The organism is Pseudomonas sp. FBCC-B545, assembly GCF_059134095.1.
The window spans coordinates 5,367,319-5,393,410 of record NZ_CP101441.1 but is presented as its reverse complement, the minus strand read 5'-3'; the positions used below and the strand labels follow the sequence as shown (position 1 = coordinate 5,393,410).

The 26,092-nt window shown below is 59.9% G+C and carries 24 protein-coding genes and 4 tRNA genes; 21 read left to right on the top strand and 7 right to left on the bottom strand.

Annotated elements, in window-relative coordinates; translation table 11 throughout:
• Positions 1-175 precede the first annotated feature (175 nt).
• Positions 176-1,093, top strand: a complete 918-nt coding sequence (gene cysD, locus NMB39_RS24905; protein WP_043049276.1) for a sulfate adenylyltransferase subunit CysD — start codon at positions 176-178, stop codon at positions 1,091-1,093.
• Between the two features lie 9 nt (positions 1,094-1,102).
• A complete protein-coding gene (gene cysN, locus NMB39_RS24900; protein ID WP_057024886.1) occupies positions 1,103-3,001 on the top strand; it encodes a sulfate adenylyltransferase subunit CysN in 1,899 nt (632 codons plus the stop codon).
• A 175-nt stretch (positions 3,002-3,176) separates the two neighbouring features.
• Here the strand turns inward: cysN and yihG are convergent, their stop codons facing one another.
• The 3 genes from yihG to NMB39_RS24885 form a co-directional block, all read right to left on the bottom strand.
• A complete protein-coding gene (gene yihG / locus NMB39_RS24895; protein ID WP_057024887.1) occupies positions 3,177-4,076 on the bottom strand; it encodes a 1-acylglycerol-3-phosphate O-acyltransferase, YihG family in 900 nt (299 codons plus the stop codon).
• Complete coding sequence (pta, locus tag NMB39_RS24890) at positions 4,077-6,176, bottom strand: phosphate acetyltransferase (protein WP_057024888.1); 2,100 nt, start codon at positions 6,174-6,176, stop codon at positions 4,077-4,079.
• A gap of 79 nt (positions 6,177-6,255) precedes the next feature.
• Entirely contained in the window at positions 6,256-6,546 is a 291-nt protein-coding gene (locus NMB39_RS24885) for a DUF3565 domain-containing protein (protein ID WP_057024889.1), read from the bottom strand.
• On the opposite strand from NMB39_RS24885, the gene NMB39_RS24880 reads away from it, so the two are divergent.
• Positions 6,545-7,030, top strand: a complete 486-nt coding sequence (locus NMB39_RS24880) for an FKBP-type peptidyl-prolyl cis-trans isomerase (protein ID WP_027606858.1) — start codon at positions 6,545-6,547, stop codon at positions 7,028-7,030. The genes NMB39_RS24885 and NMB39_RS24880 overlap by 2 nt on opposite strands.
• Before the next feature lie 211 nt (positions 7,031-7,241).
• On the opposite strand, the gene rpsT is transcribed toward NMB39_RS24880, so the two are convergent.
• A complete protein-coding gene (rpsT, locus tag NMB39_RS24875) occupies positions 7,242-7,520 on the bottom strand; it encodes a 30S ribosomal protein S20 (RefSeq protein ID WP_003188401.1) in 279 nt (92 codons plus the stop codon).
• A gap of 253 nt (positions 7,521-7,773) precedes the next feature.
• Here rpsT and murJ point away from each other — a divergent pair, with 253 nt between their 5' ends.
• The 6 genes from murJ (at position 7,774) to ispH (ending at position 15,292) form a co-directional block, all read left to right on the top strand.
• Positions 7,774-9,312 (top strand): murein biosynthesis integral membrane protein MurJ, encoded by a 1,539-nt coding sequence (murJ, locus tag NMB39_RS24870; protein ID WP_198719239.1) that lies wholly within the window; start codon positions 7,774-7,776, stop codon positions 9,310-9,312.
• A 119-nt stretch (positions 9,313-9,431) separates the two neighbouring features.
• Positions 9,432-10,370 carry a bifunctional riboflavin kinase/FAD synthetase gene (ribF, locus tag NMB39_RS24865; protein ID WP_043049285.1) on the top strand — a complete coding sequence of 313 codons (939 nt, stop codon included), beginning with the start codon at positions 9,432-9,434 and terminating at the stop codon, positions 10,368-10,370.
• Between the two features lie 14 nt (positions 10,371-10,384).
• Complete coding sequence (ileS, locus tag NMB39_RS24860; RefSeq protein WP_198719238.1) at positions 10,385-13,216, top strand: isoleucine--tRNA ligase; 2,832 nt, start codon at positions 10,385-10,387, stop codon at positions 13,214-13,216.
• Positions 13,209-13,721, top strand: coding sequence for a signal peptidase II (gene lspA / locus NMB39_RS24855; protein ID WP_046070847.1), 513 nt, complete (start codon positions 13,209-13,211; stop codon positions 13,719-13,721). The genes ileS and lspA overlap by 8 nt, the downstream gene beginning before the upstream one ends.
• 7 nt (positions 13,722-13,728) lie before the next feature.
• Complete coding sequence (locus tag NMB39_RS24850) at positions 13,729-14,166, top strand: FKBP-type peptidyl-prolyl cis-trans isomerase (RefSeq protein WP_172833437.1); 438 nt, start codon at positions 13,729-13,731, stop codon at positions 14,164-14,166.
• Positions 14,167-14,344: 178 nt separating this feature from the next.
• Positions 14,345-15,292 carry a 4-hydroxy-3-methylbut-2-enyl diphosphate reductase gene (gene ispH / locus NMB39_RS24845; protein WP_034118029.1) on the top strand — a complete coding sequence of 316 codons (948 nt, stop codon included), beginning with the start codon at positions 14,345-14,347 and terminating at the stop codon, positions 15,290-15,292.
• On the opposite strand, the gene NMB39_RS24840 is transcribed toward ispH, so the two are convergent.
• Entirely contained in the window at positions 15,246-15,827 is a 582-nt protein-coding gene (locus NMB39_RS24840; protein WP_057024893.1) for a GspH/FimT family pseudopilin, read from the bottom strand. The two genes, ispH and NMB39_RS24840, sit on opposite strands and share 47 nt — an antisense overlap.
• Before the next feature lie 206 nt (positions 15,828-16,033).
• Here NMB39_RS24840 and pilV point away from each other — a divergent pair, with 206 nt between their 5' ends.
• The 5 genes from pilV to thiO all read left to right on the top strand — a co-directional run bounded on the left by pilV (position 16,034) and on the right by thiO (position 19,344).
• On the top strand, positions 16,034-16,519 hold the full coding sequence (gene pilV, locus NMB39_RS24835) for a type IV pilus modification protein PilV (RefSeq protein WP_057013836.1): 486 nt from the start codon (positions 16,034-16,036) through the stop codon (positions 16,517-16,519).
• On the top strand, positions 16,516-17,223 hold the full coding sequence (locus tag NMB39_RS24830; RefSeq protein ID WP_057024894.1) for a prepilin-type N-terminal cleavage/methylation domain-containing protein: 708 nt from the start codon (positions 16,516-16,518) through the stop codon (positions 17,221-17,223). The genes pilV and NMB39_RS24830 overlap by 4 nt, the downstream gene beginning before the upstream one ends.
• Before the next feature lie 5 nt (positions 17,224-17,228).
• Positions 17,229-17,759, top strand: a complete 531-nt coding sequence (locus NMB39_RS24825) for a PilX N-terminal domain-containing pilus assembly protein (protein ID WP_057024895.1) — start codon at positions 17,229-17,231, stop codon at positions 17,757-17,759.
• 11 nt (positions 17,760-17,770) lie between these two features.
• A complete protein-coding gene (locus NMB39_RS24820; RefSeq protein WP_057024896.1) occupies positions 17,771-18,172 on the top strand; it encodes a type IV pilin protein in 402 nt (133 codons plus the stop codon).
• A 62-nt stretch (positions 18,173-18,234) separates the two neighbouring features.
• The gene (gene thiO / locus NMB39_RS24815) at positions 18,235-19,344 is read left to right on the top strand and encodes a glycine oxidase ThiO (protein ID WP_057024897.1); all 1,110 of its coding nucleotides are present in this window, start codon (positions 18,235-18,237) and stop codon (positions 19,342-19,344) included.
• On the opposite strand, the gene NMB39_RS24810 is transcribed toward thiO, so the two are convergent.
• Complete coding sequence (locus tag NMB39_RS24810; RefSeq protein ID WP_043049303.1) at positions 19,331-19,564, bottom strand: PP0621 family protein; 234 nt, start codon at positions 19,562-19,564, stop codon at positions 19,331-19,333. The two genes, thiO and NMB39_RS24810, sit on opposite strands and share 14 nt — an antisense overlap.
• A gap of 126 nt (positions 19,565-19,690) precedes the next feature.
• Positions 19,691-20,716: an outer membrane protein assembly factor BamD gene (locus NMB39_RS24805; protein WP_046070855.1), complete on the bottom strand. Its 1,026-nt coding sequence runs from the start codon at positions 20,714-20,716 to the stop codon at positions 19,691-19,693.
• A gap of 149 nt (positions 20,717-20,865) precedes the next feature.
• On the opposite strand from NMB39_RS24805, the gene rluD reads away from it, so the two are divergent.
• The 7 genes from rluD to NMB39_RS24770 all read left to right on the top strand — a co-directional run bounded on the left by rluD (position 20,866) and on the right by NMB39_RS24770 (position 25,959).
• Positions 20,866-21,828 carry a 23S rRNA pseudouridine(1911/1915/1917) synthase RluD gene (rluD, locus tag NMB39_RS24800; protein ID WP_005784662.1) on the top strand — a complete coding sequence of 321 codons (963 nt, stop codon included), beginning with the start codon at positions 20,866-20,868 and terminating at the stop codon, positions 21,826-21,828.
• On the top strand, positions 21,825-22,550 hold the full coding sequence (gene pgeF, locus NMB39_RS24795; RefSeq protein ID WP_057024898.1) for a peptidoglycan editing factor PgeF: 726 nt from the start codon (positions 21,825-21,827) through the stop codon (positions 22,548-22,550). The genes rluD and pgeF overlap by 4 nt, the downstream gene beginning before the upstream one ends.
• Positions 22,551-22,685: 135 nt before the next feature.
• Entirely contained in the window at positions 22,686-25,250 is a 2,565-nt protein-coding gene (clpB, locus tag NMB39_RS24790; RefSeq protein ID WP_043049306.1) for an ATP-dependent chaperone ClpB, read from the top strand.
• 295 nt (positions 25,251-25,545) lie between these two features.
• Positions 25,546-25,621, top strand: a tRNA-Asn gene (locus NMB39_RS24785).
• A 9-nt stretch (positions 25,622-25,630) separates the two neighbouring features.
• Positions 25,631-25,707: transfer RNA gene (locus NMB39_RS24780), tRNA-Pro, on the top strand.
• Positions 25,708-25,712: 5 nt separating this feature from the next.
• A tRNA-Lys gene (locus NMB39_RS24775) sits at positions 25,713-25,788 on the top strand.
• A 94-nt stretch (positions 25,789-25,882) separates the two neighbouring features.
• A tRNA-Pro gene (locus NMB39_RS24770) sits at positions 25,883-25,959 on the top strand.
• Positions 25,960-26,092: the final 133 nt, after the last annotated feature.

The window sequence follows — 26,092 nt, the reverse complement described above, 5'->3', positions numbered from 1 at the left end:
GAGGGGGCTTGTTCCCTCCCATACTAGCCCCCCATTTCAGGCCAAACTCGGCGGCATATTCATATACCGTTTCGATCTAGTTGGCGCCCTGAATAGAAGCAGGTGCTGTGCTAGCATGCCTCGCTCGAACACGGCCCGCTGGCCGTCCATAAGATCGTTTTTTCCGTGAGTAACCATGGTCGACAAACTGACGCATCTGAAACAGCTGGAGGCGGAAAGCATCCACATCATCCGCGAGGTCGCCGCCGAGTTCGACAACCCGGTGATGCTCTACTCGATCGGTAAAGACTCCGCCGTGATGCTGCACCTGGCACGCAAGGCCTTCTTTCCAGGCAAGCTGCCGTTCCCGGTGATGCACGTCGACACCCGCTGGAAATTCCAGGAGATGTACAAGTTCCGCGACCGCATGGTTGAAGAGCTGGGCCTGGACCTGATCACCCACGTCAACCCCGATGGCGTGGCGCAGGGCATCAACCCATTCACCCACGGCAGCGCCAAGCACACCGATATCATGAAGACCGAGGGCCTCAAGCAGGCCCTGGACAAGCATGGTTTCGACGCAGCGTTCGGCGGTGCCCGTCGCGATGAAGAGAAATCCCGTGCCAAGGAGCGCGTGTACTCGTTCCGCGACAGCAAGCACCGCTGGGACCCGAAGAACCAGCGCCCGGAGCTGTGGAACGTCTACAACGGCAACGTCAACAAAGGCGAGTCGATCCGCGTGTTCCCGCTGTCCAACTGGACCGAGCTGGACATCTGGCAGTACATCTACCTGGAAGGCATCCCGATTGTGCCGCTGTACTTCGCCGCCGAGCGCGACGTGATCGAAAAGAACGGCACGTTGATCATGATCGACGACGACCGCATCCTCGAGCACCTGTCCGACGAAGACAAAGCCCGCATCGTCAAAAAGAAAGTACGTTTCCGCACCCTTGGCTGCTACCCGTTGACGGGTGCGGTGGAGTCCGAAGCCGAGACGCTGACGGACATCATTCAGGAAATGCTCCTGACGCGAACTTCCGAGCGCCAGGGCCGGGTCATCGATCACGATGGTGCCGGCTCCATGGAAGACAAAAAACGTCAGGGTTATTTCTAAGGGGTTGTCATGTCGCACGTATCTGATTTGATCAGCGAGGACATCCTCGCCTACCTGGCCCAGCACGAGCGCAAGGAAATGTTGCGCTTCCTGACCTGCGGTAACGTCGATGACGGCAAGAGCACCCTGATCGGGCGCCTGCTGCACGACTCCAAGATGATCTACGAAGATCACCTGGAAGCCATCACCCGCGATTCGAAGAAATCCGGCACCACGGGCGACGATATCGACCTGGCCTTGCTGGTCGACGGCCTGCAGGCCGAGCGTGAGCAGGGCATCACCATCGATGTCGCCTACCGCTATTTCTCCACCGCCAAGCGCAAATTCATCATCGCCGACACCCCCGGCCATGAGCAGTACACTCGCAACATGGCCACTGGCGCGTCTACCTGCGACCTGGCGATCATCCTGATCGACGCCCGTTACGGCGTGCAGACCCAGACCCGTCGCCACAGCTTCATCGCCTCGTTGCTGGGGATCAAACACATCGTGGTGGCCGTCAACAAGATGGACATCAATGGCTTTGATCAAAGCGTCTTCGAGTCGATCAAGGCCGATTACCTGAAGTTCGCCGAAGGTATTGCGTTCAAGCCGAGCACCTTGGCCTTTGTACCGATGTCGGCGCTCAAGGGCGACAACGTGGTGAACAAGAGCGAGCGTTCGCCCTGGTACACCGGCCAGTCGCTGATGGAGATCCTCGAGACCGTCGAGATCGCCAATGACCGCAACTACACCGACCTGCGTTTCCCGGTGCAGTACGTCAACCGCCCGAACCTGAATTTCCGTGGTTTCGCCGGCACCCTGGCCAGCGGCATCGTGCACAAGGGCGACGAAGTGGTGGTGCTGCCGTCGGGCAAGAGCAGCCGGGTCAAATCCATCGTTACCTTCGAAGGTGAGCTGGAAAACGCCGGCCCAGGCCAGGCCGTGACCTTGACCATGGAAGACGAGATCGACATCTCCCGTGGCGATCTGCTGGTGCATGCCGATAACGTGCCGCAAGTGACCGACGCTTTCGACGCCATGCTGGTGTGGATGGCCGAAGAGCCGATGCTGCCGGGCAAGAAATACGATATCAAGCGCGCCACCAGCTACGTGCCGGGCTCCATCACCAGCATCGTGCACCGCGTGGATGTGAACACCCTGGCCGAAGGCCCGGCGAGTTCGCTGCAGCTCAACGAAATCGGCCGGGTCAAGGTCAGCCTCGACGCCGCCATCGCGTTGGATGGCTATGACAGCAATCGCACCACCGGCGCCTTTATCGTCATCGACCGTTTGACCAACGGCACCGTGGCTGCGGGTATGATCATCGCGCCGCCGGTCAATCATGGCGGTTCTGCGCAGCACGGCAGTCTCGCGCATGTCGCCACCGAAGAGCGCGCCCTGCGTTTCGGCCAGCAGCCGGCCACGGTGTTGTTCAGCGGGCTGTCCGGCGCTGGCAAAAGCACCTTGGCCTACGCGGTTGAGCGCAAGCTGTTCGATATGGGGCGTGCGGTGTTTGTACTGGACGGCCAGAACCTGCGTCACGACCTGAACAAGGGCTTGCCTCAGGACCGTGCCGGGCGTACCGAGAACTGGCGCCGTGCAGCTCACGTAGCACGCCAGTTCAACGAGGCTGGCTTGCTGACCCTGGCCGCATTCGTCGCGCCGGATGCCGAAGGCCGTGAGCAGGCGAAGGCGCTGATCGGCGCTGACCGTCTGCTGACGGTCTATGTGCAGGCCTCGCCGCTGGTGTGCGCCGAGCGTGATCCGCAAGGTTTGTACGCGGCGGGTGGGGATAACATCCCGGGTGAGTCTTTCCCGTACGACGTGCCGTTGAACGCCGACCTGGTGCTCGATACCCAGGCCTTGTCGCTGGAAGACAGTGTCAAGCAAGTGCTGGAGTTGTTGCGCCAGCGCGGCGCGATCTAAGGTTTGACGCTACAAAAAAGCCCGCCACCGATGACTCGGTGGCGGGCTTTTTTACATCTTCAAGATCGAGCGCGGTCAAATGTGGGAGGGGGCTTGCCCCCGATAGCGGTGGGTCAGCTACGGCTGCATCAACTGATACTCCCTCATCGGGGGCAAGCCCCCTCCCACAGGTTGATCATCGCTTGCTTGGGAATTCGGTGTGAAGCTGATCCAGCAACGCATCCTTGGCTTCCCACAGTTGGTTAATCCACCCCTGGAACGCCAACCGATACTCCCCGTCCTGCTCATAATTCTTGCCGATAAACTCGGCCGGAATCTGCACCTCTTCAAACCGCACCACCACGTCCTTCACATTCCCGCACAGCAAATCCCAATATCCCGGGCGCCCGGCTGGATAGTGAATGGTCACATTCACCAGTGACTTCAACTGCTCCCCCATGGCATCCAGCACAAACGCAATGCCGCCGGCCTTGGGCTTGAGCAAATAGCGAAATGGGGAGTTTTGTTGCGCATGCTTGCCCGGCGTAAACCGCGTGCCCTCGGCGAAGTTGAAAATGCCCACCGGGTTGTCGCGAAATTTAGCGCAGGTCTTGCGGGTGGTCGCCAGGTCCTTGCCTTTCTTTTCCGGGTGCTTCTCCAGGTAAGCCTTGCTGTAGCGCTTCATAAAGGGAAAGCCCAGTGCCCACCACGCCAGGCCAATCACCGGCACCCAGATCAATTCCTGCTTGAGGAAGAACTTCAACGGGCGAATACGCCGATTGAGCACGTATTGCAGCACCATGATGTCGACCCAGCTCTGGTGGTTGCTGGTCACCAGGTAGGAGTGCTGGTAGTCCAAGCCCTCGAGGCCAGCCAGGTGCCAGCGCGTGCGCCGTACCAGGTTCATCCAGCCCTTGTTGTTGGTCACCCAGGCTTCATGGGTATGGTTCATCAGCCACTCGCTGAAGCGCTTGGCGAAGGGCAGCGCCTTGAACAGTGCGACGATAAACAGGAACGAGCACAGCAGGATCGTGTTCAGCGCCAGCAGCAGCGAAGCGATTACCCCGCGTACGGCGGCAGGTAGAAAATCCAGCATTTAGATATCCATAGGTCGGTTGGCGGCTTGGATCGCCGTCAGGGCGATGGTGTACACGATGTCGTCTACCTGGGCGCCACGCGGCAGGTCGTTGACCGGTTTGCGCAGGCCCTGGAGCATCGGCCCCAGGCTTACGCAATCGGCGCTGCGTTGTACGGCTTTGTAGGTGGTGTTGCCGGTGTTCAGGTCTGGGAACACGAACACCGTGGCCTTGCCCGCAACCTGGCTGTTGGGGGCCAGTTGCCGGGCGACGTTTTCGTTGGCGGCGGCGTCGTATTGCAACGGGCCATCGATCAGCAGCGAACTTTGCTGCTCGTGGGCGAGCAGGGTGGCTTCACGAACTTTTTCCACTTCTTCGCCACTGGCCGAATCACCACTGGAATAGCTGATCATTGCCACCCGTGGCGTGATGCCGAACGCGGCGGCGGAATCGGCGCTTTGCAGGGCGATTTCCGCCAGTTCCGCGGCGCTTGGGTGTGGGTTCATCACACAGTCGCCGTACACCAGCACCTGCTCGGGGAACAGCATGAAGAACACCGACGATACCAGGGTGCATCCTGGCGCGGTCTTGATCAGCTGCAGGGCAGGGCGAATGGTATTGGCGGTGGAGTGAACAACCCCGGAGACCAGGCCGTCCACTTCGTCCAGGGCGAGCATCATGGTGGCGATCACCACGGTATCTTCCAGCTGTTGCTCGGCCATGGGCGCGTTGAGGCTCTTGGTCTTGCGCAACGCGACCATTGGCTCGACGTAGCGTTGGCGTATCAGGTCCGGGTCGAGAATCTCCAGGCCCTCGGGCAGTTCGATGCCCTGGGCGCGGGCGACCGCCTCCACATCCTCCGGCTTGGCCAGCAGCACGCAACGGGCAATGCCTCGGGCCTGACAGATGGCGGCGGCTTGCACGGTCAGCGGCTCGCTGCCTTCGGGCAACACGATGCGCTTGTTGGCGGCCTGGGCGCGTTGGATCAACTGGTAGCGGAACACGGCCGGCGACAGGCGCATCTCCCGTGGCGTACCGCAACGCTGGTGCAGCCAGCGCGCATCGAGATGGCTGGCGACGAAGTCAGTGATGATCTCCGCACGCTCGCGGTCATCAATGGGAATTTCCTTGTTGAGGCTATTGAGCTGGTTGGCGGTGTCATATGAGCCCGTGCTCACCGACAGCACCGGCAATCCGGCCTGGAAGGCGCCGCGGCACAGGTCCATGATGCGCGGGTCGGGCAGGGTGTCGCTGGTCAGCAGCAGGCCGGCCAGCGGCACGCCGTTGATCGCGGCCAGGCTGACGGCGAGGATGATGTCGTCGCGATCTCCTGGGGTTACCACCAGCACGCCGGGCTTGAGCAACTCCACGGTGTTGCGCATGGTGCGCGCGCAGATGATGATCTTGGTCATGCGCCGGCTTTCGTAGTCGCCGGCGTTGAGGATCTGCGCGCCCATCAGGTCGGCCACGTCACGGGTGCGCGGAGCGTTGAGCTCGGGCTGGTAGGGGATACAGCCGAGCAGGCGAAAGTCACCGCTGCGCAACAGTGGCGAATGCTCTTTCAGGCGCGCCGAGAAAGCCTCCATGCTTTCGTCGGTGCGCACCTTGTTGAGGATCACGCCCAGCACTTTCGGGTCTTTCGGACCGCCGAACAATTGCGCCTGCAATTCCACCCGGCCAGAAAGTTCGGTGAGCACCTCGTTTTCTGGTGCCGAGACCAGGATTACTTCGGCATCCAGGCTCTTGGCCAGGTGCAGGTTGACCCGTGCGGCGTAGCTGGCGCTGCGGGTCGGCACCATGCCTTCGACGATCAGCACGTCCTTGCCCACGGCGGCCTGCTGGTAGAGGGTGATGATTTCTTCGAGCAGCTCATCGAGTTGGCCGTCGCCGAGCATGCGCTCTACGTGGGCAAGGCCCAAAGGTTGGGGCGGTTTGAGCCCGTGGGTGCGTGCCACCAGTTCAGTGGAGCGTTCCGGGCCGGTATCGCCCGGGTGAGGCTGGGCAATCGGCTTGAAAAAGCCGACCTTAAGGCCGGCCCGTTCCAGGGTGCGCACCAGCCCAAGGCTGATGGACGTCAGGCCCACACCAAAATCGGTGGGCGCGATAAAAAAAGTCTGCATGCGGATTCTCTGGAGGTGCATGGCTTGGGTGGCGCTCTATGTTTGAATGCCTACCGCGGATCAGGCGCCAAGGTTAGCGTTATTCTTGCGCTTGCGCACACCAGCCGCACACAAAGGGTTGGCCTATTTTTTCAAGGCGTTGCGCAGGGTCCAATACCCAGGCGCGCGACTGCCAGGGCGGCTGGTGGCGCAGGTGCTGGGTGTGCCCGCAGGACAGTTCGACGACCCAATGCCGGTCGTCGTCCTGATGGAAGCCGGTGATGAAGGATGCCGTTGATCGGCCCCGTCCGTCCGGGTTCTGTTCGCTTTCGGGCAAATCCTTGTTTAGACTTGTCCGTTCTTCATTCTTATGCAAAAGGTCTCGCCCCATGACGATCGCCGCTAACAAGGCTGTCTCCATCGACTATACCCTGACCAACGACGCTGGTGAGGTCATCGACAGCTCAGCCGGCGGCGCGCCGCTGGTCTACCTGCAAGGCGCAGGTAACATCATCCCGGGCCTGGAAAAGGCCCTGGAAGGCAAGAGCGTCGGTGACGAGCTGACTGTCGCCGTAGAACCTGAAGATGCCTACGGCGAATACTCCGCCGAGCTGGTCAGCACCCTGAGCCGCAGCATGTTCGAAGGCGTTGACGAGCTGGAAGTGGGCATGCAGTTCCACGCTTCCGCGCCGGACGGCCAAATGCAGATCGTCACCATCCGTGACCTGGACGGCGACGACGTGACCGTCGACGGTAACCACCCACTGGCAGGCCAGCGCCTGAACTTCCAAGTGAAGATCGTTGCCATTCGCGACGCTTCCCAGGAAGAAGTAGCCCACGGCCACGTCCACGGTGAAGGCGGTCATCACCATTGATTGTGGTTTGATCAGTAGGTAGCAAAAACGCCCCGACTGGTTCGGGGCGTTTTTTTATCTGAAATTCACCGTAATCTCCTTGTGGGAGCAAGCCCCCTCCCACAAAGGGATTTGTGATGAATCTGTGGGCAAACAAAAATGCCCCGGACCTTTCGGTACGGGGCATTTCTTAACTGTTTCGCAACCAGGGCTGCGTGGCAGTTGTTACCACTTAGGCAGCAGCAGGAACGCTCAGAGCCTTGATGTGGCCATTCAGGCGGCTCTTATGACGAGCGGCCTTGTTCTTGTGGATGATGCCTTTATCGGCCATACGGTCGATAACTGGCACGGCCAGAACGTAAGCAGCTTGGGCTTTTTCAGCGTCTTTGGTGTCGATGGCTTTAACTACATTCTTGATGTAGGTACGAACCATGGAACGCAGGCTGGCGTTGTGGCTGCGACGCTTCTCAGCCTGTTTTGCACGTTTTTTGGCGGAAGGTGTGTTGGCCACCGTCGAGCTCCTCGAAAGACTTTTTAGGAAATAGCAAACAAAATAGGCCGCGAATCATGCCGATGACTTGATGGGTTGTCAAGGGCGGCTGATGCGAACTGCTGAGTGGTCGATCTGAAGAGGCGGGTGATTTATTTCCGGCGCTTGACCTGTAAACTCGCGAGCTTTGGCTCTGTGCTGTTGCAGGCGCGCAGTATCGCATAAGTGGGCGCTTTGTTCGCCTGCTCTTTATCTATAGGCGCAAACTCTTTCAATGAATCTGCTCAAATCGTTGGCTGCCGTCAGCTCTATCACGATGATCTCCCGGGTTTTGGGGTTTGTGCGTGACACCCTGCTGGCGCGCATCTTTGGCGCCAGCATGGCCACGGATGCCTTCTTTATTGCCTTTAAACTCCCCAACCTGTTGCGGCGGATCTTCGCCGAGGGCGCGTTTTCCCAGGCCTTCGTGCCGATCCTGGCCGAATACAAGACCCAGCAGGGCGAGGAGGCGACCCGTACCTTTATCGCCTACGTCTCGGGCCTGCTGACCCTGGTGCTGATGCTGGTGACCCTGATCGGCATGCTCGCCGCACCCTGGGTGATCTGGGCCACAGCCCCGGGATTTGCCAATACTCCGGAAAAATTCGCACTGACCACTGATCTGCTGCGAGTGACCTTTCCTTATATATTGCTGATTTCCCTGTCGTCCCTGGCCGGGGCGATCCTCAATACGTGGAACCGTTTCTCGGTGCCCGCCTTCGTGCCGACCCTGCTTAACGTCAGCATGATTATTTTTGCGCTGTTCCTCACGCCGTATTTCGATCCGCCGGTCATGGCCCTGGGCTGGGCGGTCCTGGCCGGAGGCCTGGCGCAGCTGCTGTACCAGCTGCCGCACTTGAAGAAAATCGGCATGCTCGTGCTGCCGCGCCTGAATCTCAAGGACACCGGTGTCTGGCGCGTGATGCGCAATATGCTGCCGGCGATCCTCGGGGTGTCGGTGAGCCAGATTTCGCTGATCATCAACACCGCGTTTGCCTCGCTGCTGGTCTCGGGCTCGGTGTCGTGGATGTACTACGCCGATCGCCTGATGGAGTTGCCGTCCGGCGTGCTTGGCGTGGCGTTGGGCACGATCCTGCTGCCGACCCTGGCGCGCACCTACGCCAGCAAGGACCGCCAGGAGTATTCGCGAATCCTCGATTGGGGCCTGCGCCTGTGCTTCCTGCTGGTATTGCCATGCGCCCTGGCCCTGGGGATCCTCGCCGAACCGCTCACGGTCTCGCTGTTTCAATACGGAGAATTCGATGCGCATGACGCCTTGATGACCCAGCACGCGCTGGTTGCCTACTCCGTCGGCCTGCTCGGCATAATTGTGATCAAGGTGTTGGCGCCTGGTTTTTACGCGCAGCAAAACATCCGCACCCCGGTGAAAATCGCAATTTTCACGCTGATCGTCACGCAACTGCTCAACCTGGTATTTATCGGGCCTTTGGCCCATGCCGGGCTGGCGTTGGCGATCAGTGCCGGCGCCTGTATCAATGCCGGCCTGCTGTTTTACCAACTGCGCAAACAGCAGATGTACCAGCCACAGCCGGGTTGGGGAATGTTCGCCCTCAAGTTACTCGTGGCAGTCGCCGCGATGTCCGCCGTGCTCGTTGGCCTGATGCACGTAATGCCGGCCTGGGGCCATGGCGATATGCTGGAGCGCTTCATGCGCCTGGGTGTATTGGTGGTCGCGGGCGCGGCGGTGTACTTCGGCATGTTGCTGTTGCAGGGTTTCCGCCTGCGGCATTTCAATCGCAAGTCGCTGGGATAGAGAGTTTGCCGCGATAAAACGGGTGTTTTATCGAATCGACCCATTTGGCCTGCGCTGTTGCCTGTCGTCCGGGGCTGGGTGTGGTTATAATCGACCACTTTATGAGCAAGAAGCGCGTTATGCAGCTGGTTCGAGGTCTTCACAACCTGCGCCCCGAGCATCGGGGCTGCGTCGCCACTATTGGCAACTTTGACGGTGTTCACCGTGGTCACCAGGCTATCCTGGCCCGGCTACGCGAGCGTGCGGTCGAGTTGGGCGTGCCCAGCTGCGTGGTGATTTTCGAGCCACAACCGCGGGAGTTCTTTACCCCGGAAACGGCGCCGGCCCGCCTGGCACGCCTGCGCGACAAGCTGCAACTGCTGGCCGAAGAGGGTGTGGACCGCGTCCTTTGCCTGGCTTTCAACCAGCGCTTGCGTAGCCTCAGCGCCACCGAGTTCGTTGACCGTATCCTGGTGGAGGGCCTGGGGGTGCAACACCTGGAAGTCGGCGACGACTTCCGTTTCGGATGTGACCGGGTCGGGGATTTCGATTTCCTGCAACATGCCGGCGCCAGCCAGGGGTTTACCGTCGAAGCCGCGCAAACCGTCGAACTGGACGGTCTGCGCGTGAGCAGCACCCAGGTGCGTAACGCCCTGGCTGCTGCCGACTTCGGCTTGGCCGAGCGGTTGCTCGGTCGCCCGTTCCGCATTGCCGGACGGGTATTGCACGGTCAGAAGCTGGCGCGCCAATTGGGCACGCCAACTGCCAACGTGCAACTCAAGCGCCGTCGTGTACCGTTGACCGGGGTTTACCTGGTGAGCGTCGATATCGACGGCCAATCGTGGCCGGGAGTCGCCAATATAGGCGTCAGGCCCACGGTTGCAGGTGATGGCAAGGCCCACCTGGAAGTTCACCTTTTGGATTTTGCCGGTGATTTATACGACCGGCGTTTGACGGTGGTTTTCCACCAGAAGCTGCGTGAAGAGCAGCGTTTCGCCTCCCTGGAGGCGTTGAAAACGGCGATCAATGCGGATGTCGCCGCCGCCCGTGCACTAGCCGCACCTAGCGCCCATCGCTAACCGAAGAGCCTTAAATGACCGACTATAAAGCCACGCTAAACCTTCCGGACACCGCCTTCCCAATGAAGGCCGGCCTGCCACAGCGCGAACCGCAGATCCTGCAGCGCTGGGACAGTATTGGCCTGTACGGAAAGTTGCGCGAAATTGGCAAGGATCGTCCGAAATTCGTCCTGCACGACGGCCCTCCTTACGCCAACGGCACGATTCACATCGGTCATGCGCTGAACAAGATTCTCAAGGACATGATCATCCGCTCGAAGACCCTTTCGGGCTTCGACGCGCCGTATGTCCCTGGTTGGGACTGCCACGGCCTGCCGATCGAACACAAAGTCGAAGTGACCTACGGCAAGAACCTGGGCGCGGATAAGACCCGCGAGCTGTGCCGTGCCTACGCCACCGAGCAGATCGAAGGGCAGAAGTCCGAATTCATCCGCCTGGGCGTGCTGGGCGAGTGGGACAACCCGTACAAGACCATGAATTTCAAGAACGAGGCCGGTGAAATCCGTGCCTTGGCCGAAATCGTCAAGGGTGGTTTCGTGTTCAAGGGCCTCAAGCCCGTGAACTGGTGCTTCGATTGCGGTTCGGCCCTGGCCGAAGCGGAAGTCGAGTACGAAGACAAGAAGTCCTCGACCATCGACGTGGCGTTCCCGATCGCCGACGACGCCAAGCTGGCCGAGGCCTTTGGCCTGGCGAGCCTGAGCAAACCGGCTGCCATCGTGATCTGGACCACCACCCCGTGGACCATCCCGGCCAACCAGGCGCTGAACGTGCACCCGGAATTCATCTACGCCCTGGTGGACGTCGGTGATCGTCTGCTGGTGCTGGCCGAGGAAATGGTCGAGGCCTGCCTGGCTCGCTACGAGCTGCAAGGCTCGGTGATCGCCACCACCACCGGTACCGCACTGGAGCTGATCAACTTCCGTCACCCGTTCTACGACCGTTTGTCGCCGGTGTACCTGGCTGACTATGTCGAGTTGGGTTCGGGTACCGGCGTGGTTCACTGCTCGCCCGCCTATGGCGTGGACGACTTCGTGATCTGCAAGAAGTACGGCATGGTCAACGATGACATCATCAACCCGGTGCAAAGCAACGGCGTTTATGTGCCTTCGCTGGAGTTCTTCGGCGGCCAGTTCATCTTCAAGGCCGACCAGCCGATCATCGACAAACTGCGTGAAGTCGGTGCGCTGATGCAAACCGACACCATCAAGCACAGCTACATGCATTGCTGGCGCCACAAGTCCCCGCTGATCTACCGCGCCACCGCGCAGTGGTTCATCGGCATGGACAAAGAGCCGGTCAGCGGCGACACCCTGCGTGTGCGCTCGCTCAAAGCCATCGAAGACACCCAGTTCGTCCCGGCCTGGGGCCAGGCGCGCCTGCACTCGATGATTGCCAACCGTCCGGACTGGTGCATCTCCCGCCAGCGCAACTGGGGCGTGCCAATCCCGTTCTTCCTCAACAAGGAAAGCGGCGAGCTGCACCCGCGCACTGTCGAGCTTATGGAAGAAGTGGCGCTGCGGGTTGAACAGGAAGGTATCGAAGCCTGGTTCAAGCTGGACGCTGCAGAGCTGCTGGGCGATGAAGCGCCGCAGTACGACAAGATCAGCGACACCCTCGATGTCTGGTTCGATTCTGGTACTACTCACTGGCACGTGCTGCGCGGCTCGCACCCGATGGGCCACGAAACCGGTCCGCGTGCCGACCTGTACCTGGAAGGCTCCGACCAACACCGTGGCTGGTTCCACTCGTCGTTGCTCACCGGGTGCGCCATCGACAACCATGCGCCGTACCGCGAACTGCTGACCCACGGTTTCACCGTCGACGAGACGGGCCGCAAGATGTCCAAGTCGCTGAAAAACGTGATCGAACCGAAAAAAATCAACGACACCTTGGGCGCCGACATCATGCGCCTGTGGGTGGCGTCGACCGATTACTCGGGTGAGATCGCCGTATCGGACCAGATCCTGGCCCGCAGTGCCGATGCCTACCGCCGCATCCGCAATACCGCACGCTTCCTGCTGTCGAACCTGACCGGTTTCAACCCGGCCACCGACATCCTGCCGGCTGAGGACATGCTCGCCCTGGACCGTTGGGCCGTGGACCGTACCCTGCTGCTGCAGCGCGAGTTGCAAGAACACTACGGCGAGTACCGCTTCTGGAACGTGTACTCGAAGATCCACAACTTCTGCGTGCAGGAACTGGGTGGTTTCTACCTCGACATCATCAAGGACCGCCAGTACACCACCGGCGCCAACAGCAAGGCGCGCCGTTCGGCGCAGACCGCGCTGTATCACATCTCTGAAGCCCTGGTGCGCTGGATCGCGCCGATCCTGGCCTTCACCGCCGACGAACTGTGGGAATACCTGCCGGGCGAGCGTAACGAATCGGTGATGCTCAATACCTGGTACGAAGGCCTGACCGAGTTGCCGGCCGACTTCGAAATGGGCCGCGCGTACTGGGAAGGCGTGATGGCGGTAAAAGTTGCCGTGAACAAGGAGCTGGAAGTTCAGCGTGCGGCCAAGGCCGTCGGTGGCAACTTGCAGGCCGAAGTCACCCTGTTTGCCGAGGAAGGCCTGACTGCCGACCTGGCCAAACTGAGCAACGAACTGCGCTTCGTGTTAATCACGTCGACTGCCAGCCTGGCACCGTTTGCTCAAGCCCCGGCTGACGCCTTGGCTACCGAAGTACCGGGCCTCAAGCTCAAAGTCGTCAAGTCGGCCTTCCCCAAGTGCGCTCGTTGCTGGCACTGCCGTGAAGACGTCGGCGTGAACCCTGAGCACCCGGAAATCTGCGGCCGTTGTGTAGACAACATCAGCGGTGCTGGCGAGGTTCGCCACTATGCCTAACTCAGCCAGTCGTTTTGGACGTCTGGGCTGGCTCGTATTGAGTTTGCTGGTCCTGGTCATTGACCAGGTCAGCAAGGCTCACTTCGAGGGCTCCCTGGAGATGTTCCAGCAGATCGTGGTGATTCCGGATTACTTCAGCTGGACCCTGGCCTACAACACCGGCGCCGCCTTCAGCTTCCTGGCTGACGGCGGTGGCTGGCAGCGCTGGTTGTTTGCCCTGATCGCCGTGGTGGTGAGTTCAGTGCTGGTGGTCTGGCTCAAGCGCCTGGGTCGCGACGACACCTGGCTGGCTATCGCCCTGGCCCTGGTGCTGGGCGGCGCGCTGGGCAACCTGTATGACCGCATCGCCCTGGGCCATGTGATCGACTTCATCCTGGTGCATTGGCAGAACCGTCATTACTTCCCGGCGTTCAACTTTGCCGATAGCGCTATTACTGTCGGTGCAATCATGCTGGCGCTGGATATGTTCAAGAGCAAGAAAACCGGAGAGACCGTCAATGACTGATCAGGTATTGGCTGAGCAACGCATCGGCCAGAACACGGAAGTCACTTTGCATTTCGCATTGCGCCTGGAGAATGGCGACACGGTCGATAGCACCTTCGACAAAGCTCCGGCGACTTTCAAGGTGGGCGACGGTAACCTGTTGCCGGGTTTTGAAGCAGCCCTGTTCGGCTTCAAGGCTGGCGACAAGCGTAACCTGCAGATCCTGCCGGAAAACGCCTTTGGCCAACCCAACCCGCAAAACATACAGATCATCCCGCGTTCGCAGTTCGAAGGTATGGACCTGTCGGAAGGCTTGCTGGTGATTTTCAATGATGCGGCGAATACCGAACTGCCTGGCGTGGTGAAAGCTTTCGATGACGCGCAAGTGACCATCGACTTCAACCACCCGTTGGCCGGCAAAACACTGACCTTTGACGTCGAGATCATCAACGTCAAAGCGCTGTAACTGACCGTACACGGTCTAAAATGTGGGAGGGGTTTGCTCCCGATAGCGGTGTATCAGCTAAGTATTTGCAGATTGATATACCGTTATCGGGAGCAAGCCCCTCCCACCTTTGATCCCCATTGTCGGTTGAGTCAGCGTTAAATTCGACTCAACGTGGCTGCAAGACACGAGGCACAGCATGCAAATCAAACTCGCCAACCCCCGTGGCTTCTGCGCCGGCGTGGACCGGGCGATCGAAATCGTCAACCGCGCCCTGGAAGTTTTCGGGCCGCCGATTTATGTGCGCCATGAAGTCGTCCATAACAAATTCGTGGTCGAAGACCTGCGCGCACGCGGCGCTATCTTTGTCGAAGAACTCGACCAGGTGCCCGACGACGTTATCGTCATCTTCAGTGCCCACGGCGTGTCCCAGGCCGTACGTACCGAAGCGGCAGGCCGTGGCCTTAAAGTATTCGATGCCACTTGCCCGCTGGTGACCAAGGTGCACATCGAAGTGGCGCGCTACAGCCGTGACGGCCGCGAATGCATCCTGATCGGCCATGCCGGTCACCCCGAAGTCGAAGGCACCATGGGTCAGTACGACGCCAGCAACGGCGGCGCCATCTACCTGGTTGAAGACGAAAAAGACGTCGCCAACTTGCAGGTACACAACCCGGATCGCCTGGCATTCGTGACCCAGACTACCTTGTCCATGGACGATACCAGCCGTGTAATCGATGCCCTGCGCACGCGATTCCCCTCCATTGGCGGCCCCCGCAAGGACGACATCTGCTACGCCACGCAAAACCGCCAGGATGCGGTCAAGCAACTGGCGGATGAGTGCGATGTGGTGCTGGTGGTCGGCAGCCCGAACAGCTCCAACTCCAATCGCCTGCGTGAGCTGGCTGAACGCATGGCCACACCGGCATACCTGATCGATGGCGCCGAAGACATGCAGCGCAGTTGGTTCGATGGTGTCGAGCGGATTGGCATCACCGCGGGCGCCTCGGCCCCGGAAGTCCTGGTGCGCGGCGTGATCCAGCAGTTGCAGGCCTGGGGAGCCACCGGTGCTGATGAGCTGGCTGGTCGTGAAGAGAACATCACGTTCTCCATGCCCAAGGAACTGCGGGTCCGCTCGCTGCTCTGACGCCCGACGGGCTGGTATAGCCTCGGCATAATGCCTGCTCGGTTTTCACACTGCGCAGGCTGATGCGCCCGCTGGGCGCCAGCACTACCTGGTACAGGCTCTGTGCCTGGCTTGTGTCGCACACATGCACGGTGCCGGCACGGAAGCCCCCGCCGGCAAAGACCGGCTCTCCCAAACCGCTGAAACGCACCTGGTTCGTGACCGGGCCATTGCCCGCGATAAGCACATGCCCGCTGTCCTGTCGTTCAAGCAATACCGGGTTATCTTCGTCCAGGTGACCACGCCCATTGATGTCCAGTATCACCCGCCACCCCAGGCTCCAGTCCTCGTCCCGCGCGTGAATGACCACCGCCTGATTGCGTGCGATGGCCTCGGCGCGTGCGTAGCGCAGGCCTGCAGCGAGTGATTGGGCCACGCTTTGTCGCTGCTGTGATTCAAGCAACCCTTTGAAGCCGGGCACGGCCAGTTGTGCAAGAAAGCTGGTCACGATCAGCCCAAGCAGCATTTCAATCAGGGTGAACCCTCGTTGTGTCATGTGCGTTCCCTCCGTGGACGCGAGTGGGTCTACAAGTTGCAGACCTAGGTATAGCCCTGGGCCTCTGGTGATGAATGATGGCCTTTATGTCCAAAGTATTTCCCTTTGTTCCTGGAGCGGCGCCGCTTGAAAGCCGACGCTAGTCTTGGGTCGTACAGCAGGTTTTGCCTGCTTTTTTCCGGCCTTCGACATGGATGACGACGGTAATGCCCGCCTGCCCGAATCGATTTTTCCTGCGCGCTTTCCAGCGACGCCAATCCGGCATGACCTTGATCGAGGTGCTGGTAGCGCTACTGATCCTGGCCATTGGTCTGATGGGCGCTGCAGTGCTCCAGCTCAATGCGCTCAAGTACACCGACAGCGCCAGGATGACCAGCCAAGCCAGTTTTATCGCCTACGACATGCTTGACCGCATTCGCGCCAACGCCGGTGCAGATTACTCGTGGGGCAGCGCCGAGCCCGCGCCGCGCAGCACTTCGACTGCCAGTGTGCGTGACTTGGACCTGCACGATTTCGAGGCCAATATCATTGGTTTTGCAGGCGAAGACGCTAAAGGGTCGGTGGCTTTGAGTGGGCATGAGGTCACCATCAGCATCAGCTGGCAGGACGCTCGAGCGGCAAACAGGCCTGGAGCCCGGGAAACCTTCACCCTGACCAGTCGTATCGCCAATGATCAGGGAGCGTTGCAATGAATCGTCTTGTTCGAGGTTTCAGCCTGGTGGAATTGTTGCTGGCACTCGCCGTAGGGCTAGTGCTGGTGCTGGGTGCGAGCCAGGTGGTGATCAGCTCGCGACTGACCCATGCCAGCCAGCAGGCCGCGATGGTGCTGCAGGATGATGCGCGGTTTGTCCTGAGCAAGATTACCCAGGACATACGCCAGGCAGGCATGCTGGGGTGCCTGGCCACGGCCGTCATCGACAACGCGCCTGCCGCCTTTGATCGGCCGATAAGCTGGGAGGCGTCGGCGAGTGCAAAGTCACTGACATTGGTTACGGCGAGCGTCGGTGAGGGCGTTGGCAAGCCGGATTGGACGGTACTGTCCGACTGCAAGGAGGTGGCCCAGGCTTATGCCGGGGCACCGCCTGCCGCCGCACCTGGCCAGATCCGCTTTGGCATACGCCAGCTTACCTACACCTACGAAACAGGCCAGTTGAAGATCAGTACGCCGGCAACGCCTGCGAAAGCCGTACTGATGGATAACGTGCGGGCATTCGACATCAGCTTTGGCATGGCGGCCCAGCCGGCATCAACGGTTGTGGTGCGTTACGACAGGCACCCGGTTGACCCGTCGCTGATACGCAGCGTGCGCATCCATATGACGCTGCAAGACCCGTCTGGACGGGTGAAGGATCAGAGCTACAGCGTCGTGGCCGCGCTGCGAAATCGGCTGGGTTAGGCGTGATGGTCATGCTTGGTAGGCTTCATGTGCGGCAGGCCGGGATGGTGTTGCTGATCAGCCTGGTATTGCTGCTGCTGTTATCGCAGGTGGGGTTGTCATCCATGCAGGGGGCGGTATCCCAGCAAAAAGTCGCGAGCAGCCTGTGGCATCGCAATCAATCATTTCAACATGCCGAAAGTGGCCTGAGGTTGGGCGAGTGGGCGGTACAGAGGGTAGGCGGGGCATTGCCCATATGCCACTCGGTCACCACTTGTGCGCCGCCCGTTGAAGCTTTTTCGCTGGTGGGCGGCGGGACCAATCCTGCCTCGGCGGTCTCTTGGGTAGCGCTGATGGGGGGATTCTATGGCGTTCAAGCACTGGGTATGGGGGCTGGTATGGTCCATCTACCGATCCATGCCTCGGCGGCACTGTATCGGGTGACTGCAGTCGGGCTCGCAGGCCAATCACGCACGGTGCTCGAGACGGTCTACGCACGCGTGGAGGAGGGCGGCAGCGTCAGGTTTCGACGGGTCTTATGGCGGCAACTTCAATAGGGAGCAATAAAATGGGCATGGATAGCCGGGGCTTTAGCCTGATCGAGTTACTGATCGTGGTGGCGATCATCGCGTTGCTGGCTGGGGTCACCTATCCCGGATATATCGGTCAGATTAAAAAGGTTTATCGAGCGCAAATCGTCACGTTGTTGAGCGAGCAAGCCCAGCACTTGGAGCGTTTTTATACGAGGAACGGCACTTTTATTGATGTAAGCGGCGTCAGTGCGGGCAATGATCATTATAGAATCAGTGTCGTTTTAAACCCCCAGGATTTTGACCTGCTCGCTACGCCTGTTGTGGATTCATTGATGGCGGGTGATGCGTGTGCAGCCTTCAGCTTGACCAGCACCGGTATGCGAAGTAACCCGGGAGCGGCGCCTGATATGTCGCGCAAGCTCTGCTGGGGGCAATGATGAGCGTGCTTGAAGAGTGGGCGCCGGGCGCGTCTTTCCCTGTTTATCGGCTGGATCAAATAATGGCAAAGCAACAGCAAGTGGTGATTGTCGGCGGCGGAGTAATCGGCCTGTTGACGGCTTACAACCTCGCCAGGGAGGGGCAGACGATCATACTGCTGGAGCGGGCGGGGCTTGGGCAGGAGTCTTCCTGGGCGGGTGGCGGGATTGTTTCGCCGTTGTATCCATGGCGCTATAGCCCGGCGGTCACCGCCTTGGCCCATTGGTCCCAGGATTTTTACCCACAACTGGCGCAGCGCTTGTTTGCCGCTACCGGCGTGGATCCCGAGGTGCATACCACGGGCCTGTACTGGCTTGACCTGGATGATGAAGGTCAAGCATTGGCCTGGGCTGCGCGTGAAGGACGGCCATTAAGCAAGGTGGATGTGTCGACGGCCCATGATGCAGTGCCGGTATTGGGAGGCGGCTATTGCCGGGCGATCTACATGGCCGACGTGGCCAATGTACGCAACCCACGCCTGGTCAAATCCCTGAGGGCTGCGCTGCTGGCATTGCCGGGTGTGACCATACAAGAGCATTGCGAAGTACAAGGATTTGTCCGCGAGGGTGACAGCGTGGTGGGCGTTAACACCGCTGCAGGGCAGGTTCCGGGTGATCAGGTGGTGCTCGCTGCCGGGGCCTGGAGTGGGCAATTGCTGGGCACGCTGGGCTTGGCGTTACCCGTAGAGCCGGTCAAAGGCCAGATGATTCTGTACAAGGGTGCGCCTGACTTTTTATCCAGCATGGTCCTGGCCAAGGGGCGGTATGCGATCCCGCGACGTGATGGGCACATCCTGATCGGAAGTACATTGGAGCATGAGGGGTTCAACAAGACGCCGACCGAAACCGCGTTGGAAAGCCTCAAGGCCTCTGCGGTAGAGTTGATTCCGGCCTTGGCGGCCGCCGAGGTGGTCGGGCATTGGGCAGGGTTGCGGCCTGGCTCGCCGGAGGGTATCCCGTATATCGGTGAGGTTCCTGGGTTCAAGGGGTTGTGGCTCAATTGTGGCCATTACCGCAATGGCCTGGTGCTAGCGCCGGCCTCCTGCCAGTTATTCGCCGACTTGCTGTTGGCGCGGGCCCCAATCATCGATCCCACGCCTTATTCGCCCGCCGGTCGCCTCAACGCTGGATAGATTTCGGCCCTTGTTCCAGATGTGCCTGGGTGCAATACCACGCCTGGCTTGAACTCAGTGCGCGATCCTGCGGCAGATGCACGCCGCAGTGGGCGCAACGCACCATCAGCGCTGCATTCGGCTCAGCAGGCCGTTGCTGGCGCGCTGTAGGGTTTTTGAATTTGCGCCAGAACCATACCGCGGCAGCAATGACGGCAATCCAGAACAGTAGACGAAGCATAATGGGCAGTTTCTCGGCAAGGAATGCGTCAGTTTAGCCAAGGCGGCCACGGGCGCACAGCGCAATAAATACTCGCTCATAAAAAAGGGAGCTCCTCAGAGCTCCCTTTTGCGTTGCGTCGAACAATCAGTCGAACACACCGAAGGTCATGTAGCTGAACCATGAACGGTCTTCGTTGTTGCCAAGGGCCTGCGGCTCCTCTTCTTCGATGACGTCGCCGTTCTCGTCGTGAGGCTTGAGGTCCGAAGGAATGGCATCCTTGGCATCCTGGTACTGCTTGATCACGTCCTGATTGGCGCGGGTTTCGCCCGGCGGCAACGGTGGACGGGATTCGATCAGGCCCAGGGTGTATTTGCTCAGCCAGGAACGGTTGTCCGCTTCGGCAACCTGAGGCACGAACTGGCCGTCTTTCAGGCTCGGGTGGTCAGGGTAGTTGAGTTTCAAGGTTTCCAGGCTGGTGGTCGCCAGTGTATCCAGGTGCAGACGCTGGTAAGCCTCGGTCATGACTGCCAGGCCGTCACCCACGGAGGGGGTTTCCTGGAAGTTCTCCACTACATAGCGGCCACGGTTGGCGGCTGCGACGTACGCCTGGCGGGTCAGGTAGTAGTGGGCTACGTGGATCTCGTAGGATGCCAGCAGGTTGCGCAGGTAGATCATGCGCTGCTTGGCGTCCGGCGCGTAGCGGCTGTTCGGGTAGCGGCTGGTCAGTTGGGCGAACTCGTTGTAGGAGTCGCGGGCAGCACCCGGGTCACGCTTGGTCATGTCCAGCGGCAGGAAGCGCGCCAGCAGGCCAACGTCCTGGTCGAACGAGGTCAGGCCCTTCATGTAGTAGGCGTAGTCCACGTTCGGGTGCTGCGGGTGCAGGCGGATAAAACGCTCGGCAGCGGACTTGGCAGCTTCCGGCTCGGCGTTCTTGTAGTTGGCGTAGATCAGCTCAAGCTGGGCCTGGTCGGCATAGCGCCCGAACGGGTAACGCGACTCCAAGGCCTTCAGCTTTGCTGTGGCGCTGGTGAAGCTATTATTGTCCAGGTCTGTCTGAGCTTGCTGGTACAGCTCGACTTCGCTCAGGTTTTCGTCGACGACGTCCTTTGTTGACGAGCAAGCAGCAGTCATGGCGAGGATGGCGATCAGCAGCAGGTGTTTCACTTGCATGGCGGCTTGCGTCCCTATGACGGCCGCTGTCTTGGGCGGGGCCGTCCTGTTATGATGAGCGCCCCGTTGAAAGCCTCGGGGCAAAAGACGCCGTATTTAACCACAAGCGCGCAGCCGAAACCAAAGGCTGTGCCACGCCTAGTCTGAGCATGTCCGATAAAATTGAACTTCGCGCAGAGGTGCCGTCCGAATTGGGCGGCCAACGCCTCGATCAAGTCGCCGCACAATTATTCGCTGAGCACTCGCGCTCGCGCCTTTCCGCCTGGATCAAAGACGGCCGCCTGACTGTGGATGGAGCGGTTATCCGCCCGCGAGACATAGTCCATGGCGGTGCGATTCTTGAGCTGACTGCCGAGCAGGAAGCCCAGGGAGAATGGGTCGCCCAGGACATCGAGCTGGATATCGTCTATGAAGACGACGATATCCTGGTCATCAACAAACCCGCAGGCCTGGTGGTTCACCCGGCCGCCGGGCACGCTGATGGCACCTTGCTCAATGCCCTGTTGCACCACGTGCCGGACATTATCAATGTCCCGCGCTGCGGCATCGTGCACCGCCTGGACAAGGACACCACCGGCTTGATGGTGGTGGCCAAGACCATCCAGGCGCAGACGCAGCTTGTTACTCAATTGCAGAGCCGCAGCGTCAGTCGTATTTACGAGTGCATCGTGATCGGCGTGGTGGTGGCCGGTGGCAAGATCAATGCACCGATTGGTCGCCACGGCCAGCAGCGCCAGCGTATGGCGGTGATGGAAGGCGGCAAGCAGGCCGTCAGCCACTATCGTGTGCTGGAGCGTTTCCGTTCCCATACCCATGTGCGGGTCAAGCTGGAAACCGGGCGTACCCACCAGATTCGTGTGCACATGGCGCACATCAACTTCCCGTTGGTCGGAGATCCTGCCTACGGCGGTCGCTTCCGAATTCCGCCGGCGGCGAGCCAAACCATGGTTGAATCGCTGAAATCCTTCCCGCGCCAGGCACTGCATGCCCGTTTCCTGGAGCTGGATCATCCGACGAGCGGTAAGCGAATGAGCTGGGAATCGCCGCTGCCAGACGATCTGGTCTGGTTGCTGTCGCTGCTCAAGCAGGATCGCGAGGCATTTATCGGATGAATGACTGGCTGATTCCTGACTGGCCTGCGCCGGCCGGGGTGAAAGCCTGCGTCACCACCCGAGCGGGCGGCGTCAGTCTGGCGCCGTTCGACAGCCTCAACCTGGGCGATCACGTCGAGGACAGCCTGGAGGCCGTCCTTGAAAATCGCCGCCGTCTGACCGACGCGTTCAATATTCAGCCTGCCTGGTTGCGCCAGGTCCACGGTACTAACGTGGTTGAGGCTGATCCGGGTCGTACTGTCGAGGCAGATGGCAGTTGGACCAGCACTCCTGGCATCGCCTGCACATCCATGACAGCCGATTGCCTGCCTGCGCTGTTCTGTAATCGGGCGGGCACCCGGGTTGCCGCTGCCCATGCCGGTTGGCGTGGCTTGGCGGCCGGCGTGCTGGAGGCCGCGTTCGAAAGCCTGGATACCGCTCCCGAAGACGTCTTGGTCTGGCTCGGACCTGCCATTGGCCCGCAAACCTTTGAGGTCGGCCTGGAAGTGCGTGAGGCGTTCATGCAGCAACTACCGGCCACCGCTGAAGCCTTTGTTCCCAGCCACAATCACGGCAAGTTCATGGCCGACATCTACCAGCTGGCGCGCCTGCGTCTGGCAATACGCGGTGTCACCGCTGTATATGGTGGCGGTTTATGCACCGTGACCGACCCGCGCTTCTTTTCTTATCGCCGCAGCCTGCGTACGGGCCGATTCGCCTCCCTTATCTGGCTTCAACGCTAGACTCTCCTGACCTGTATCAACTATCCGCCGCTTGAAACCCCCAGAATCCACCCCATCTATAAGGGTATCTGGCAGGTTTCTTCATTCAGGATGTGTTTGTTCATAGCTCCGGCCTGCTCAAAAGGAAGGTGACTAATGCGTATTGATCGTTTAACCAGCAAATTGCAGTTGGCCTTATCGGACTCCCAATCCCTGGCGGTCGGCCTCGACCATCCGGCGATTGAGCCTGCGCACCTGATGCAGGCGCTCCTGGAACAGCAAGGTGGTTCCATCAAGCCGTTGCTGATGCAGGTGGGCTTTGACGTCAACAGCCTGCGCAAAGAGTTGAGCAAAGAGCTCGACCAACTGCCGAAAATCCAGAACCCTACCGGTGACGTGAATATGTCCCAGGATCTGGCGCGCCTGCTCAACCAGGCCGACCGCCTGGCCCAGCAGAAAGGTGACCAGTTCATCTCCAGCGAACTGGTGCTGCTCGCCGCCATGGACGACAACAGTAAGCTCGGCAAATTGTTGCTGGGCCAGGGCGTGAGCAAGAAAGCCCTGGAAAACGCCATCAACAACCTGCGTGGGGGCGAGGCGGTGAACGACCCCAACCATGAGGAGTCGCGCCAGGCCCTGGACAAATACACCGTCGACCTGACCAAGCGCGCCGAAGAAGGCAAGCTCGACCCGGTGATCGGTCGTGACGACGAAATCCGTCGCACCATCCAGGTCCTGCAACGCCGCACCAAGAACAACCCGGTGCTGATCGGTGAGCCTGGCGTGGGTAAAACCGCGATTGCCGAGGGCCTGGCCCAGCGCATCATTAATGGTGAAGTGCCGGACGGCCTGAAAGGCAAGCGCCTGTTGTCCCTGGACATGGGCTCGCTGATCGCCGGCGCCAAATTCCGTGGTGAGTTCGAAGAGCGCCTGAAATCGTTGCTCAATGAATTGTCGAAGCAGGAAGGGCAGATCATTCTGTTTATCGACGAATTGCACACCATGGTCGGCGCCGGTAAAGGCGAAGGTTCCATGGACGCCGGCAACATGCTCAAGCCAGCCTTGGCGCGGGGCGAACTGCACTGCGTCGGTGCGACCACGCTCAACGAATACCGCCAGTACATCGAAAAGGACGCAGCGCTGGAGCGTCGCTTCCAGAAAGTGCTGGTGGAAGAGCCAAGCGAAGAAGACACCATTGCCATCCTGCGTGGCCTGAAAGAACGCTATGAGGTCCACCATAAGGTGGCGATCACCGACGGCGCGATCATTGCGGCGGCCAAGTTGAGCCATCGCTATATCACTGATCGTCAGTTGCCGGACAAGGCCATCGACCTGATCGACGAGGCGGCCAGCCGTATCCGCATGGAGATTGACTCCAAACCGGAAGTGCTCGACCGCCTGGATCGGCGCCTGATTCAACTGAAGGTCGAATCCCAGGCGTTGAAGAAAGAAGAGGACGAGGCGGCGAAGAAGCGCCTGGAAAAACTCCAGGAAGAAATCGTCCGCCTGGAACGTGAGTATTCGGACCTCGAAGAAATCTGGACCTCGGAAAAAGCCGAAGTACAGGGCTCGGCGCAGATCCAGCAAAAGATCGAGCAGTCCCGCCAGGAGCTGGAAGCGGCGCGCCGCAAAGGCGACCTGAACCGCATGGCCGAGTTGCAGTACGGGGTGATCCCGGACCTGGAGCGCAGCCTGCAAATGGTCGACCAGCATGGCAAGCCTGAGAACCAGTTGCTGCGCAGCAAAGTAACCGAAGAAGAAATTGCCGAAGTGGTCTCCAAGTGGACCGGTATTCCGGTGTCGAAAATGCTCGAAGGCGAGCGCGACAAGCTGCTGAAGATGGAAAGTCTGTTGCATCAGCGCGTCATCGGCCAGGAAGAGGCCGTTGTCGCGGTGTCCAACGCGGTACGACGTTCCCGGGCTGGTTTGTCCGACCCGAACCGCCCAAGCGGCTCGTTCATGTTCCTGGGCCCGACCGGCGTGGGTAAGACCGAGTTGTGCAAGGCCCTGGCCGAGTTCCTCTTTGATACTGAAGAGGCCATGGTACGGATCGATATGTCCGAATTCATGGAGAAGCACTCGGTGGCTCGCCTGATCGGCGCACCGCCAGGCTACGTGGGCTATGAGGAGGGCGGTTACCTGACCGAAGCCGTGCGGCGTAAGCCCTACTCGGTGATCCTGCTGGACGAGGTCGAGAAGGCCCACCCGGATGTGTTCAACATCTTGCTGCAGGTACTGGAAGATGGTCGCCTGACCGACAGTCACGGGCGCACCGTGGACTTCCGCAATACGGTGATCGTGATGACCTCCAACCTGGGCTCGACGCAGATCCAGGAACTGGTGGGCGACCGTGAAGCCCAGCGTGCTGCGGTCATGGATGCGCTGACCTCGCACTTCCGTCCGGAATTTATCAACCGGGTGGATGAGGTGGTGATCTTCGAGCCTTTGGCGCGGGATCAGATCGCGGGTATCACCGAGATCCAACTGGGTCGCCTGCGCAGCCGCCTGGCTGAACGCGAGCTGGACCTGGAGCTGAGCAGCGAGGCGTTGGACAAGCTGATCGCGGTCGGGTACGACCCGGTGTATGGCGCACGGCCTCTGAAACGTGCGATCCAGCGCTGGATCGAGAACCCGCTGGCGCAGTTGATCCTGTCGGGCAGCTTTATGCCGGGAACCCGCGTCACGGCCACGGTGAAAGACGACGAGATCGTCTTCCATTAAGGCCGGCATCTGGCGTAATAAGAAGAGGCCCCGCATTGCGGGGCCTTTTTTTTCGCTAGGGCGTTGAACTGTAAGGCAAAGGCTTGTAAAGTGCGCCCCGCAGCAACGTCAGCCCACGGGTTTCTTCTCCCCAAGAAGAAATCAGAAAGAAGCGCAAATCATTGTCTTAAAAGCAATTTAAAGGGTTGACAGGGGTTTTTAAGATTGTAGAATAGCGCGCCTCAGAGACGCTAACGTAGCGATACGGACAGGGTCGAAGAGAAGGTTACACAGCAGTAAATTTGAAATATGTAGTTCCGTGATAGCTCAGTCGGTAGAGCAAATGACTGTTAATCATTGGGTCCCAGGTTCGAGTCCTGGTCACGGAGCCAATTTCAAACCGGGGTATAGCGCAGTCCGGTAGCGCGCCTGCTTTGGGAGCAGGATGTCGGGAGTTCGAATCCCCCTACCCCGACCATATTTGGGTCGTTAGCTCAGTTGGTAGAGCAGTTGGCTTTTAACCAATTGGTCGTAGGTTCGAATCCCACACGACCCACCATTTTTGAGACCAGTCCAGGCTGGAATCGAATCTTAAGATCAGAGGCCAAAAGCGCTGATCGAAGAAGGCGACTGAAAGGTCGCCTTTTTTTTACCGGGGTATAGCGCAGTCCGGTAGCGCGCCTGCTTTGGGAGCAGGATGTCAGGAGTTCGAATCCCCTTACCCCGACCATATTAAAAATCCTCGTATCGAAAGATACGGGGATTTTTTTTTTTTCGCGCGCGAATCCTGAGCTCACCGCAAAGCAAATGTGGGAGGGGGCTTGCTCCCGATAGCGGTGGGTCAGCTAAGTATTCATTAACTG

Bases quoted from the DNA above. Each gene is read 5' to 3' on its own strand.
- NMB39_RS24820 (WP_057024896.1), top strand. From the start codon at position 17,771: ATGGGCATGGATAGCCGGGGCTTTAGCCTGATCGAGTTACTGATCGTG.
- NMB39_RS24885 (WP_057024889.1), bottom strand. From the start codon at position 6,546: ATGGGGCGAGACCTTTTGCATAAGAATGAAGAACGGACAAGTCTAAAC.
- thiO (WP_057024897.1), top strand. From the start codon at position 18,235: ATGGCAAAGCAACAGCAAGTGGTGATTGTCGGCGGCGGAGTAATCGGC.
- cysD (WP_043049276.1), top strand. From the start codon at position 176: ATGGTCGACAAACTGACGCATCTGAAACAGCTGGAGGCGGAAAGCATC.
- murJ (WP_198719239.1), top strand. From the start codon at position 7,774: ATGAATCTGCTCAAATCGTTGGCTGCCGTCAGCTCTATCACGATGATC.
- pta (WP_057024888.1), bottom strand. From the start codon at position 6,176: ATGCAGACTTTTTTTATCGCGCCCACCGATTTTGGTGTGGGCCTGACG.
- yihG (WP_057024887.1), bottom strand. From the start codon at position 4,076: ATGCTGGATTTTCTACCTGCCGCCGTACGCGGGGTAATCGCTTCGCTG.
- clpB (WP_043049306.1), top strand. From the start codon at position 22,686: ATGCGTATTGATCGTTTAACCAGCAAATTGCAGTTGGCCTTATCGGAC.
- pgeF (WP_057024898.1), top strand. From the start codon at position 21,825: ATGAATGACTGGCTGATTCCTGACTGGCCTGCGCCGGCCGGGGTGAAA.
- ribF (WP_043049285.1), top strand. From the start codon at position 9,432: ATGCAGCTGGTTCGAGGTCTTCACAACCTGCGCCCCGAGCATCGGGGC.
- NMB39_RS24805 (WP_046070855.1), bottom strand. From the start codon at position 20,716: ATGCAAGTGAAACACCTGCTGCTGATCGCCATCCTCGCCATGACTGCT.
- NMB39_RS24810 (WP_043049303.1), bottom strand. From the start codon at position 19,564: ATGCTTCGTCTACTGTTCTGGATTGCCGTCATTGCTGCCGCGGTATGG.
- pilV (WP_057013836.1), top strand. From the start codon at position 16,034: ATGCCCGCCTGCCCGAATCGATTTTTCCTGCGCGCTTTCCAGCGACGC.
- NMB39_RS24830 (WP_057024894.1), top strand. From the start codon at position 16,516: ATGAATCGTCTTGTTCGAGGTTTCAGCCTGGTGGAATTGTTGCTGGCA.
- ileS (WP_198719238.1), top strand. From the start codon at position 10,385: ATGACCGACTATAAAGCCACGCTAAACCTTCCGGACACCGCCTTCCCA.
- lspA (WP_046070847.1), top strand. From the start codon at position 13,209: ATGCCTAACTCAGCCAGTCGTTTTGGACGTCTGGGCTGGCTCGTATTG.
- NMB39_RS24825 (WP_057024895.1), top strand. From the start codon at position 17,229: ATGGTCATGCTTGGTAGGCTTCATGTGCGGCAGGCCGGGATGGTGTTG.
- NMB39_RS24880 (WP_027606858.1), top strand. From the start codon at position 6,545: ATGACGATCGCCGCTAACAAGGCTGTCTCCATCGACTATACCCTGACC.
- rluD (WP_005784662.1), top strand. From the start codon at position 20,866: ATGTCCGATAAAATTGAACTTCGCGCAGAGGTGCCGTCCGAATTGGGC.
- NMB39_RS24840 (WP_057024893.1), bottom strand. From the start codon at position 15,827: ATGACACAACGAGGGTTCACCCTGATTGAAATGCTGCTTGGGCTGATC.
- ispH (WP_034118029.1), top strand. From the start codon at position 14,345: ATGCAAATCAAACTCGCCAACCCCCGTGGCTTCTGCGCCGGCGTGGAC.
- cysN (WP_057024886.1), top strand. From the start codon at position 1,103: ATGTCGCACGTATCTGATTTGATCAGCGAGGACATCCTCGCCTACCTG.